At 29.6% G+C, this 12,771-nt stretch carries 14 protein-coding genes; all 14 read right to left on the bottom strand.

Going from position 1 to position 12,771, the window contains the following annotated elements:
• Nucleotides 1–58: 58 nt before the first annotated feature.
• On the bottom strand, nucleotides 59–943 hold the full coding sequence (rfbA, locus tag FF52_RS07755) for a glucose-1-phosphate thymidylyltransferase RfbA (protein ID WP_008464398.1): 885 nt from the start codon (nucleotides 941–943) through the stop codon (nucleotides 59–61).
• Between the two features lie 39 nt (nucleotides 944–982).
• A complete protein-coding gene (gene rfbD / locus FF52_RS07750) occupies nucleotides 983–1,837 on the bottom strand; it encodes a dTDP-4-dehydrorhamnose reductase (RefSeq protein ID WP_008464397.1) in 855 nt (284 codons plus the stop codon).
• Complete coding sequence (gene rfbC / locus FF52_RS07745; protein WP_008464396.1) at nucleotides 1,837–2,385, bottom strand: dTDP-4-dehydrorhamnose 3,5-epimerase; 549 nt, start codon at nucleotides 2,383–2,385, stop codon at nucleotides 1,837–1,839. The genes rfbD and rfbC overlap by 1 nt, the downstream gene beginning before the upstream one ends.
• A 15-nt stretch (nucleotides 2,386–2,400) precedes the next feature.
• Nucleotides 2,401–3,528, bottom strand: coding sequence for a DegT/DnrJ/EryC1/StrS family aminotransferase (locus FF52_RS07740; protein WP_008464395.1), 1,128 nt, complete (start codon nucleotides 3,526–3,528; stop codon nucleotides 2,401–2,403).
• Nucleotides 3,521–3,949 (bottom strand): WxcM-like domain-containing protein, encoded by a 429-nt coding sequence (locus FF52_RS07735; RefSeq protein ID WP_008464394.1) that lies wholly within the window; start codon nucleotides 3,947–3,949, stop codon nucleotides 3,521–3,523. Before FF52_RS07735 ends, FF52_RS07740 begins: the two co-directional genes overlap by 8 nt.
• Entirely contained in the window at nucleotides 3,939–4,910 is a 972-nt protein-coding gene (locus tag FF52_RS07730) for an MraY family glycosyltransferase (RefSeq protein ID WP_008464393.1), read from the bottom strand. The genes FF52_RS07735 and FF52_RS07730 overlap by 11 nt, the downstream gene beginning before the upstream one ends.
• Nucleotides 4,910–5,800 (bottom strand): NAD-dependent epimerase/dehydratase family protein, encoded by an 891-nt coding sequence (locus FF52_RS07725; RefSeq protein WP_008464392.1) that lies wholly within the window; start codon nucleotides 5,798–5,800, stop codon nucleotides 4,910–4,912. The genes FF52_RS07730 and FF52_RS07725 overlap by 1 nt, the downstream gene beginning before the upstream one ends.
• Nucleotides 5,801–5,803: 3 nt before the next feature.
• Entirely contained in the window at nucleotides 5,804–6,655 is an 852-nt protein-coding gene (locus FF52_RS07720; RefSeq protein WP_008464391.1) for a glycosyltransferase, read from the bottom strand.
• A 78-nt stretch (nucleotides 6,656–6,733) separates the two neighbouring features.
• Entirely contained in the window at nucleotides 6,734–7,690 is a 957-nt protein-coding gene (locus tag FF52_RS07715) for an EpsG family protein (protein ID WP_008464390.1), read from the bottom strand.
• Nucleotides 7,691–7,692: 2 nt separating this feature from the next.
• Complete coding sequence (locus FF52_RS23130) at nucleotides 7,693–8,649, bottom strand: glycosyltransferase family 2 protein (RefSeq protein WP_008464389.1); 957 nt, start codon at nucleotides 8,647–8,649, stop codon at nucleotides 7,693–7,695.
• Nucleotides 8,639–9,673, bottom strand: coding sequence for a glycosyltransferase (locus FF52_RS07705; protein ID WP_008464388.1), 1,035 nt, complete (start codon nucleotides 9,671–9,673; stop codon nucleotides 8,639–8,641). The genes FF52_RS23130 and FF52_RS07705 overlap by 11 nt, the downstream gene beginning before the upstream one ends.
• 52 nt (nucleotides 9,674–9,725) lie before the next feature.
• Nucleotides 9,726–10,667 (bottom strand): glycosyltransferase, encoded by a 942-nt coding sequence (locus FF52_RS07700; RefSeq protein WP_008464387.1) that lies wholly within the window; start codon nucleotides 10,665–10,667, stop codon nucleotides 9,726–9,728.
• A gap of 40 nt (nucleotides 10,668–10,707) precedes the next feature.
• Nucleotides 10,708–12,192: an oligosaccharide flippase family protein gene (locus FF52_RS07695; protein ID WP_008464386.1), complete on the bottom strand. Its 1,485-nt coding sequence runs from the start codon at nucleotides 12,190–12,192 to the stop codon at nucleotides 10,708–10,710.
• Complete coding sequence (locus tag FF52_RS23125; RefSeq protein WP_008464385.1) at nucleotides 12,192–12,770, bottom strand: acyltransferase; 579 nt, start codon at nucleotides 12,768–12,770, stop codon at nucleotides 12,192–12,194. The genes FF52_RS07695 and FF52_RS23125 overlap by 1 nt, the downstream gene beginning before the upstream one ends.
• Nucleotide 12,771 lies beyond the last annotated feature (1 nt).

Genomic DNA, 12,771 nt, shown 5'->3' with positions numbered 1-12,771 from the left:
TTGAACTTTATACAAAAATACAAATTAAAGGTTTTAAATAATTATTTAGAGGCACAAATTAAACTTTAACACCTTTTTTCTTTTGTTTAAGTAAATCTAACAAATATGCGCCATAGCCTGATTTAAGTAAAGGCTGAGCAAGTTTTTCTAATTGTTCATCACTAATAAAACCTTCTCTCCAAGCAATTTCTTCAATACAACCTACTTTTAAGCCTTGTCTGTCTTCTAAAACTTGAACGAATTGACCTGCTTGCATTAAACTATGGAAAGTTCCTGTATCAAGCCAAGCTGTACCTCGTCCTAATATCCCTACTTTTAGTTTACCCTCTTCTAAGTAAATCTTATTTATATCTGTTATTTCGTACTCTCCACGAGGACTTGCTTGTATATTTTTTGCAATTTCAACTACAGAGTTATCGTAAAAATATAATCCTGGAACTGCAAAATTCGATTTTGGTACTGCTGGTTTTTCTTGAATAGATATAGCATTTTTGTTCTCATCAAATTCCACAACACCATACCTTTCAGGATCAGAAACATGGTAAGCGAAAACCACACCTCCTTCAGGATCAGCATTATCTTTTAACAATTGGCGAAGACTTGTTCCAAAGAAGATGTTATCTCCTAAAACCAAGGCTACTTTGTCTGTCCCTATAAATTCTTCACCAATCACAAAAGCTTGAGCTAATCCATTTGGATTTGGCTGCTCTGCATAACTAAACTTACAACCTATTGCACTTCCATCACCTAAAAGCTTCTTAAAATTTGGCAAATCAAAAGGTGTTGAGATAACTAGAATCTCATTTATTCCTGCCATCATCAATGTTGACAACGGGTAATAGATCATTGGCTTATCATAAACAGGCATTAATTGTTTACTCACAGCCAAAGTTAACGGATGCAATCTTGTGCCAGAACCTCCAGCTAATATAATTCCTTTCATAATCTTAATTTCAGATTTTTAACCTCAAAAATTCTAGTCTTAGATTTTTAAACAAAACATTTTTTTTAAACTTTTCTTATAACCTGGGATATTCAGATTATAGACTGTTTTTATTTTTTCCTTATTTAATAATGAATAACTTGGTCTTTTTGCTGGAGTTGGGTAAGATGAAGATGGAATCCCTACAACTTTACAATTATACCCTCCAAGTTTTTTAATGCTTAACGCAAATTTATACCAGCTGATTTCTCCTTCATTCGAATAATTATAAATTCCTGGAATCCATTTTGCAGATCCGATAATATCAATCATTGCTTGCGCAAGATCGGCAGCATAAGTTGGTGAACCAATCTGGTCATTTACCACATTGATTTCATCTCTTTCCTGCATTAATCGTTGCATCGTTTTAACAAAATTATTTCCGAACGTGCTGTAAACCCAAGAAGTTCTAATAATAATTGATTCTGGGTTTTCTTTCAAACAAGCAATTTCACCAGCCAATTTACTTTCTCCATAAACATTTATAGGACTAGTTTCAGCTTCTTCATTTAAAGCTATAGACGAAGCGCCATCAAAAACATAATCTGTCGAAATATGAATTAATTTAACCTTCTTTTCTGTCGAATATTTTGCAATTAATTCTACTGCTAAATGGTTTATTTTAAAAGCTAATTCTTTTTCTGATTCAGCTTTATCAACAGCTGTATATGCACCGCCATTAAATATAATATCTGGATTAATTGTTTCTAATTGGGAATGTAGCAATTCTAAATTATCCAATGTCACTTTGGTGCGATCAGCAAATATCCATTTGTATTGAGGAAAAGCAGGAGCTAAAACTGAAAGCTCTGATCCTAATTGCCCTGTTGCTCCTGTTACAAGAATTTTTTTCATTAAAATAAGCTATTACAATTTTCGATAAAAGGCAGAATTTGATCTTTTTCTGAAACAATTGCATTTTTCAAATCCATTCCCCAATTAATATCTAACGATGGATCATCAAATTTAATTCCGCCCTCAGAAGCCTTATTGTAAAATTGGTCACATTTGTATAATACTGTAGCTGTATCGCTAATAACTGAAAAACCATGAGCAAATCCTTGAGGTACTAATAATTGTTTTTTATTTTCAGCTGATAAAAGCATTGTAAAAGGTTTTTTATAGGTGGGCGAATCCTTACGCAAATCAACGACCACATCAATAATTTCGCCATCCAAAACTCGTATCAATTTTGTTTGGGCAAACGGAGGATTTTGATAATGCAGCCCTCGTAAAGTTCCCCTTTTCGAAAAAGACTGATTATCTTGAACAAAATCAATATTAATTCCTAAATTTTCAAATGTACTTTTATTGTATGACTCGAAAAAATAACCTCTTTCATCACCAAAAACAGTTGGTTCAATAATTACTAAATCTTTTAGAAATGTCTCTACAATTTTCATATTTAAATTTGATGTTCATTTAAAGAAATTTATAATAACTCCTTTAATTCTGTCTTTATCTTCGTCACTCAGATTTGAACCAGAGGGTAAACATAGTCCTCTTTCAAATAAATCCTCAGCAACTTTATTTCCATAATATGGATATTGTTCAAAAATTGGCTGTAAATGCATCGGCTTCCATAATGGGCGACTTTCCATATTTGATTTTTCGAATGCAAGTCTCAAACTTTCCATTTCTTCTTTTGTCTCTAATAATATTGTATTTAACCAATAATTAGAAAAGAAATGGTTATTATCATTATCAAAAAGTTCTGCGTTTTTAATTCCTTTAAAAATTTCTCTATAAAAAAAATGGTTCTCTCTTCTTGATTTAATATTATCTTCTAATACTTTAATTTGCCCAAGACCAATTCCTGCGCAAATATTACTCATTCTATAATTATATCCAATTTCACTATGCTGATAGTGCACTGCTGGATCTTTTGACTGGGTTGCAAAAAAAATTGCTTTCTCCTTTATTTCCTTAGAGCTAGAAATAATTACGCCTCCGCTTGAGGTTGTTATTATCTTGTTACCATTAAATGATAGAATTCCTAAAGAACCAAAAGTGCCACATTTTTTCCCTTTGTAACTACTGCCTAGAGCTTCAGCACTATCTTCAATTATTGGAATGCCGTAACGATCTGCAATAGCATGAACTTCGTCAACTTTATAAGGCATACCATATAGATGAACTGCAATTATTGCTTTTGGTTTTTTACCTTTTTGTATTCGATCTTTTATCGCATTCTCTAAATTGTCTGGACATATATTCCATGTTTCACGTTCGCTATCAACAAATACCGGAATTGCATTTTTATATAAAATTGGGTTTGCTGAGGCTGAAAATGTCATGCTCTGACATATTACTTCATCTCCATCTTCGATTCCTAATAATATTAATGCCAGATGTATAGCAGATGTTCCAGAATTAAGTGCGGCTATATATGATCCTTGCTCAAAATAATCCTGAAGTTTATTTTCAAATTGATCCACATACGGTCCTCCAGAGGTAATCCAATTTGATTTTAAGGCATTTTGAATATACTCAAGCTCAAAACCACTTTCTTGACACAACGATAAATAAATTCTCTTGTTACTCATTAATTATTGACCAATAATCAGACGGATAACGAACGTCATCTTCACTCACATTTGCTAATGGCAATGTAGAAAATGACATTAATTTGGAATTTTCCTCCAACGATTCTACTGCATTTGCATAACCTGCAGGAATATGAACTATTTTACTGTCAGATTCCGAAACATTAACGGTCTTGACAACTAAATCTTTCGAAGGATTTTCCCAATTATCAATTTTTATAAAATGAATATTAAAAGCCCCTGAAAGACAATAGAAATTTTTAGCATCTAATTTATGTCCTTGCCAAGCTCGAATTGGATTTTCCTTCGAATTACTTATAATGTAAAACCTTTCAATATCAGTAAAGCTAAAATCATTTACATACGATATACTTCCTCGTTGATCTGAAAATTTTCCTCCCTGAATTATTTTAGGCTCCATGATTCAATCGTAAATTAATCTTGTTTAACAAATAAAATTTTGACGAATAAAGTAATAATAAAGGTAAAATTACAATTAAAAAAATAAGCGAATCTTGAACTTTTTGATAGAAAAGAATTACTATTAAAGAAATTCCTGTTTGAGTTAAGGCATAAAGAAGAGACACCAATCTATGTTGTATTTTATATTCATTGCTTAATACTTGATACAAATGCAATCTATGTGCTTCAAAAATATTCTGTTTTAGATAAAGCCTATGTAGAATTGTACAAACCGCATCAACCCCATATACAGCTAAAAACAACAGCCAAATAAGTGATTCGGTTATAAGAATTAGTTTTACAACCAAATAAATTATCCAAAAAGCTATAGCAATACTTCCAACATCACCAGCAAAACATTTTGCTTTTTTTCTATAATTAAAAAACAGAAAGATTAAACTAGCCACCATTGCATATTTTATGAACATTCCATCAGTAAAGAGCTGGATTTTTGTATTGACATACAATAATGCCCCCATTACGACTAAAGTATACAGTCCGGTAATGCCATTTATTCCGTCCATAAAATTATAGGCATTAATTAAGCCTATAGCAAAAACATAAGAAATTATGACTCCCCAGATTGGAATTAAAGTGAACAATTCTAAATCAAAGAATATTAATGTGATTGCAAGAAAGTGGATCGAAATCCTTATTTTATTTGATAGATTTTGAATATCATCCCAAAAACTAATCAAACTGACTAATGTTATTCCAGTAAAGAAAAAATAATTAGTTTGGATATGCTGTGCAAAATAAAGCAAAGCAGAAAACCAGAAAATTATTCCACCACCACGTAAAGTGATTTCTGTATGGGAACTTCTTTGATTTGGTTTGTCAATGATATTAAAATGATCTGCTACTTTAAAATAAAGTAACATAATAATCAATAAAACGACTCCTAAAATTATATATTCCATTATAATAATTTTTCTTTACTAAGATATTCTACAACTGATTCAGGTTTCCAATTTAATAATTCTTTTGCTTTAGAATCATCGAAAGTCAAATCTGATGTTATTTTTTTCACTTTTGATGTTGTAATTGGTGATTTATTACCAATATAATCTCCAACTTTGCCTATTACATTAGCTATACTTAGGGGCATGTTACGACTTTCTTTTCCAGAAATTGCAAAACTTAACTCAGAAAAACTGGGATGCTTCGTATCTGTCAAATTATAAATCCCTCCATATGAAGCTGATTGTCTTATAAAAACAGCTACATCCTTTGCTAAAACCATGCTTTTTCTTGCTTTTCCACCATCAATATTGAAATAATATCCTTTTTTAATTCCTTTCAACATTGCCCCCAAATTTCCTGGTGGGTTTTTACCAACCAACAATGGTAGACGCAAAATTGTACATACAATATTATTAGTCTTACACCATTCTGCAATTATTTTTTCTGCTTTAATTTTACTCAACCCATAAGGATCTTCTGCACTTAAATTAGAAGATTCTTTTATATGAGTTCCTGTTTCTTGACCATAAACCGAAACGGAGCTTATAAAAACAAACTGTTTTGGCATTCCTGATTTCTCTAGCCCCCTTAGCAAATTTAAAGTACCTAAAACGTTAACTTTATAAAATTCATCCTTTTCTTCTGTTGTACGAGGAATAGAATGTGCTTTTCCGGCAGCATGAATTACTAAATCGAAAGTTTCTAAAAAATCAGGAACTTCTTTATCAAGAGAAATGCTATAATTTGCTTCATTTCTAGACAGTGTTGCAATTTGAAAATTGCCTTTAAATGCTTCAACAATATGTTTTCCAAGAAATCCATTTGCTCCTGTCAATAATATTTTCATATCTTAATTTCTTAAAAAAGTATTATATACAAATAAAATAATTCTTGGGGGCAAAATGCGTAAAGGGAGCTTAGTCGAAATATAAAAAAGCCATTCAAAATAATTTAATTGTCTAATTTTCAACGCCAAAGCAGCAAACTTCCATTCGTTCTTCACATAAAAAAGTCCACTCCTCCTTTTTATAACTTCTATACCCAAACCTGTTCTAAAATTAAGTAATGATTCTTGAATGTTATAAAAATTAGAACCTTTTTTTAACATCCTTATGAATAATGAAAAATCTTCAAACAGAAGGATGTCTCCATTATAATTCCCAGCTTCTAAAACTTTCGATTTTCGATACATTACAGTAGGATGATTTAATGGATTTCTAAATTTAGAATACCTTAACAGCTCAACATCCTTTTCCGGCATTTTTCTAAAACGTTTCAAATCGCCAGGCACAACATTAAATTCTTCAACATTACTTCCAACAACATCTATGTGAGGGTTTAAAAGTAAAAAATCCATCTGTTTTTCAAAACGATTTGGATTACATATATCATCGGTATCCATTCTTGCAACAATTTCATTAGAGCATTCTAAAATACCAATTGAAAGCGCATTTCCTAACCCCTTATTTTCAGACAAGGAAATGATCTTAAATAAATTTGGAAATTCAACAACATAACGATTGATAATCTGATCTAAATCTTCAGTCAAAGGGCCGTCCTTAACTAAAACAATTTCATTTGCCTTCTTTGTTTGATCAATCAAAGAGTCCAGAGCCTTAATAAAAAAATCAGGCACCTCTTTATGATATATTGACATCAAAACAGAAAATTTTTCGGCTTCTTTAAACACAATTGATTTCATTTAATATTTAAATTATGGTAATTCTTTTAAAGCTTGTCTTTTAAATCTTCAATTTTAAACCATTTTTAGAATTTATTTCTACCAATAAAAATAGTAGTCATTAACATAGAAATAAAAAAAGACGCGAACAAAGTAAAGCAATAAAAGAGCAACTTTAAAAAATCTCCCTCCTGGGATTACTGCTAAACTTCCTAATAAAACAGGTTCTATTACAAAATAAAATAATGTTACTCGTCCAGATAATGCAGCAATAGGAGAAGTAAACAATGAAACCAAAAGAGTTATAATTCCAATCTTAATAAATCTTGTACGGTTAGCTTTGCTGAATGTAAAAAGAATTATTAGTAGACTAACAGTGCATATAATATATAGCAGAGAAACTAAAGAAATTGGTTCAACAAATTCACCTCCTCCCACATAATATTCAAATCTCGTAAATGAAACTAAATATTCGAATTGTTGAAATGCTAAAAAAGAAAAAATAAGTAAAAAGAATAGCACCAGAAAAGGCTTAATTCTATTTATTATAAAAAAAGAATCTGGTATTTTTCCAGCTATAAGACTTATGGCGCCTATTAAAACACCTCCATAATGAAATGAAGAAGCTACTACTATAGCGAAAAATCGAAATACGGGTCTAGAAACAGTAATCGAACAGTATGCTATTAATAATGCTGCTAAAGCATATCGCACTTGAGTACCATAAAAAAATTGACTCATTCCTATAATAGACGGAACTGCGAGAACGACCTGTATAAGAGTTTTATAAATTAACGCGAAAAATATCAATTCAAGAATCGATATTGAAAACCAAAATAAAAAAAAATCCCATCCTAAAAACTCTCTACAAAAATATGAATACCATTCATATAAAGGTTCATAAGTAAAATAACTATAAGCATAATTAGGAAAATAGTTTCCGTAATCCGCATTATATTCAAATGGAAAATTTATAAAGAATAAAAGGGGTGAAAAGATAAATATCCGAAATAGATACGGCAATTCTAATGAAAAAAAACGAAGACTTTTAATCATTATTAACTGTTCTTTATTTTAAACAACATCAATTTAATGTTTAATTTAAGAATTTGAAAAAAATCGGCCTTAAAAAAAAACGACTTTAGATATAAAAATAATTCTTTATAAAACCCTCTTAAATCGTTTGAAATAATCTTACTTTCAAGAACTTGATAGAGTTTCCCTTTAGGATTTAAAAGTTCTTCTTTTGACAATCTTAAAACTTCACTCGAAAAAAAAGAAGTAATTTCAGGATCTTCCCAATAAAAATTTTTAATTTTAGATGGATAAGCTGTAAAGATGCTTTTAACTAGTTTGTGTGAAAATATAAAAGAAGGATTACCATCTTTACTTAAAGTTAATGAGTTAGGCAATCGACGATAATTATAAAGCGTTTGAGGCAAACAAATGTATCTAAAAGTATTAGAGGTTCTCAACAACCATTCAAAATCTTCAGAACCGATTCTATCAAATAAAGGATTATACAGTCCAGAAATCTCTAGAACTTTTGTTCGAAACAAAACTGAACTACCGCACACATTAAAATTGTTAAGAGACACACTTTGGGGATATTTTATCCTTCTAATTGGTTTAGAATCTTTATCTATTAACATACAATAGCTCCCTACCAAATCGTAATCTGGATTATTTTTAAGATACTCCATTTGTAAAGAAAATCGATTTTTATCGCATGTATCATCTGCATCCCAAAATGCACAATACTCTGTTTTCACTAAAGAAAGTAAAATATTTGTAGATTTTAAATATCCTTGATTTTCTTCATTTCTAATAATTTCAAATCTAGCGTCATGTTTTGTCAGTTCATTGACGATTTCATAAGACTGATCTGTAGAATTATCATCTAATATAATAACATTAAATTTTTTATATGTCTGATCAATTATAGATTTAACCGTTTCTTCAATAAATTTATCTGCATTATACATAGGTATAATAACTGTTAAATCATTTATCATAACTTATTGCTTTTTTATATTCATATATTAAGCGCCTGCTTATTATATCCCAGCTAAAATTTTCAATCAAAAAAGTTTTGGATTTCTTAAAACCTCCTTTTTCTGATTCAATGAAAAATTTAAGCAACATCCCTTTGACACTTTCCGAATTTGCCTCACAGCTAAGTCCAAAACCATTATCTTCAATTAATTCAGCCATATTTGTCTCTTTTGAAACAAGACAAGGAGTATTAAAACTCAATGCTTCTAAAACACTAATAGGCAGTCCCTCGTATCTTGAGGTTAAAATATATGCAGATGCCTTACCTAAAAAATTAGTTTTATCCTGATTATTTGTTATTGATTCGCGAACGGACACTAAATCTTCTAAGTTATTCTTATTAACAAAATCATTAATAAATTTTAAAGAAATACCTGTAGGATCATAACCGTGCAAAATTATTTTATACCCATTATTTCTTAACTCATTATTTATTAATACTATAGCTTCCAAAAGAATATCAATTCCCTTGTGATTAATGTCATAACGCCCTAAATAAGCTATGTACTTTTCTCTAGTTTCTTCCTGTAAATTAGGATCAACATCTATACCATTTGGTACAATAAAACTATTAGAATAATATTTATAACTATTATCTTTTTCATTCTGATTTAAGAAATGAACAGCGGCAGATTTAAATATTAACTTTTTTAAAAATAAATTCATTACTAATTTCTTCTTTAACCTAGATTTTTTGAACGAAGAAACGGTAAGCCCTGAATGGGGAAAAATAATGTACGGAATATTTTTAAACAAACAATAAAAAATTAATATCCAAGACTTTATTGAAAAAATGCTATGAAATATAACAATTTCATTCAATTCAATTGTTTTTAACGAATTTAAAAGTGAAAAATTATTTAAATCAACCAATTCTGCGTTAATTCCTTCCTGTTCATTTTGATGCAACAAAAGCTTTTCAATGACATAGTCTATCCCATTAGTATTAGAACCAATCAAGCTTGCTATATGGAGTAACCTCATCAATATATTATTTTAATGTTTAAAACTTTAAAAATAGAATGCGAAGACAAACTCATTTATTATAAACTAAAAAAGTTAGCTTTCTATAAACACGATATGGTAGACTTAAGAAATCGTAAAAAAATTTAATTAGGGAATTGAATGAAGAATCATTAAACCTAAAGAAATAGTCCCTTAGAGCATAATAATAATCAAAAATTAATTTATCAAAAAAATTCACATTCTCACGAATATATTTTTCATAAATACTTTTTTCCACAGAATGAAATGGAGCAATTAAAAATTTATTTTCATTACTACTATAAACCGATTTTTCATGAATCCTATAAAGCACCATTTCTTTATTAAGAAAGTAAAATTTACTTCCATGATAAGTAAGTTTTAGCCAAAATGGCCAATCTTCACATAATTTTATTGACTCATCTAAATAGTCTAATCTTTCTAAAAGGTCTTTTTTCATAAATACGGTAGGAGCCAAAACCATCGTTGAAAACCTAAGCAATTTAAACTGAGTTTTAGGAAACATGTTTTGATGAAGTGTTTTTGGATACCTTTCAGCATTGATTTTCTCTATTTCACTCCCCCTATGAACCATTCTAACTACCTTAGAGTGAATAATCTCACACTCTTCATTTTGTCCTGCAAATCGAATATAATTTTCAATAGCATCAGGCAATAATATATCGTCACCTGCAATTATCTTAATCCAATCTCCTTTTGCAGCGTGTATTCCTCTATTGCAATTAGCAGGAATTCCAGAATTATTTGCAGTAACAATTATTTTTGAACTAGTAAATTCCTTTCTGTTTTCATCTAGCCATTTGTTACATATCTCAATTGTATTATCTTTTGACTTATCATCAGTAATGATTAACTCAATGTTTTTGTAGGTTTGATTTTTAATACTTTCTAACGTTTCCAAAACATAATCTGCAGAGTTGTATGTAATAACAATAATTGAAACTAATAATGTATCTTCTTTAATATTTTTCATATAATATTTACCCTAATGATAAATTTAACTTTTAAATACTTTATCTATTTCCGATTTTACTTTTGATTAAGGTCAAAATGCCTATTTTATCATCTAACTCTTTAAATGAAATGAAAAAACCTATTCCACATATAATAGTTCCCAAGAAATATTTATATGGATTTTCTATTTCTGTTACGATAAAAAACTGAGAAACTATCAATAATGTTCCTATTAAAAATACTTTCAATAGATTTTTATCAAAACTGTAATTATAAAATAGTTTTGTTGTAAAGTAGATTTGGATCGCATGTAAAAAATATATCGCCACAAATGCAATTCCAATTCCTTTTAAACCTAAAAATTTATATCCCAAAATATTCAGAGAGAAAATGTAAATTGTAGATATTAATTCACTCCAAAAAAATATTTTTGAATCTCCTTTTGCTAATAGAAGATAACCCATCGACCAAGAAATCGCCCTAAAAAACATTCCAAGTACCGCATACTGAATCATTTCTAATGCTGGTAAAAATTCTTTTGTATATAAAATAAGAATAATAAGATTTAAAAATAGTAGAAAAACGGTTAATATTGGTATTAGAAACAAAATAGCAATTTCGGTCTGTTGATTAACTTCACGGTTTCTCTCTACAACATCATTTGAAACCATACTTAGTCTGGGATAGTAATCTTTTGCCATTGCTGTAAATATTATTCCAACATATCCTTCAATAATTGCAAAACCTGCATTATAAAGACCAACATCAGCAAGACTTCCGTCTCGAGTAATAAATATTCTGAGCAAAAATGAACTACCTATAGAAATCAAGCCACTCATACTTAAAAGAAAACCCATTTTAAGCATATTTCTGCCTTCTACCTTGAAAACATCTTTATTAAATGAAACTTTCCCAATGTTAATTTTTTTTACTAAAAAGAAAGGAATAAGAAAATTAACAAATGCTGAAATTGTTATAGAAATTGCAATCCCATCTATACCCATAAAGTAATAAATTGGTACCGAAACAAAAAGCCCTGCAAATGAGCTTAAAACACTTGCTTTTGCTAAAAGTTTCATTTTTCGCATTCCCTGCAAAATGGCATTTTGTCCAACAGCAAGTTGCATAAATAATAATGAAGTTGCTGAAATAATAAATGATGCAGTATGAGTTTCGTTTTCAAAAACAATTGAACTAAGAAAAGGAGATAAAGACAAACACGTTAAAAAACCGAGTGTCCCAGTGTAAAATACCAATCTCCGAAATACTGAAATTGTTTTATATAGATAATCCTTGTTACCTGATGCCTCTGCTGAAGAAATGTTTTTTACAGCTGAAGATTCTAAACCAAAATTTGTTATAGCTGATAAAAAAGTTACAGTTTGAGTTAGTAGACCCAAAACCCCCATTCCTGATGCACCAATTAAAACGGCTACAGCCTTAGACTTTAATATTTGAAATAATATAACAACTATTTGTACTCCTCCAAATATAGTTGTAGCTTTTAATGCTTTAGCATAGGATTTTTTATGATTTTTATTCATCAATTTGGAAGTTCTTTAATTATTTTTGCAGGTACTCCTCCAATTATAACATTTGCTGGAAATCGCCCGCTGACAATTGCTCCTGCGGCAATTATCGTATTATCTCCAATTGATGAGTTTTTTAAAATAGTGACATTGTTACCAATCCAAACATTGTTACCAATTTCAACTGTACCAAATACACCAATCTGTTTTCTTTGATCTGCTCGTATTCCATGGCCTTCAAAATCAAAAATAGTTACCCTTTCTCCTATTACAGTATCAGCTCCAATAGCAATTTTTTTTGCACAACAAATAAATAGATTATTATTAGTACAAACATTATCACCTAAAATTATTTCAGAATCTTTGAACTTAACTTGAAATTCAGTTTCACCATAAGACCTTCCCCCTATTTCTGTACCTAAAAAACAATTGCAACCAATTTTTATTACACCAATTCCTCTAAATTTAATCTTTTGCTCAACGCCGTTAGGTTTACCGTCAACGATACTTAAATAATTTAAATTTGGTAAATAATAATATTTGACAAATCTATATTCAGAAGTTATTCTATTTAATATTTTTTTTAATAGCATT

This window comes from Flavobacterium sp. F52 (assembly GCF_000278705.1).
In the GTDB taxonomy this organism is placed as follows: Bacteria; Bacteroidota; Bacteroidia; order Flavobacteriales; family Flavobacteriaceae; genus Flavobacterium; species Flavobacterium anhuiense.
This window is presented reverse-complemented; position numbering and strand designations above follow the sequence as displayed.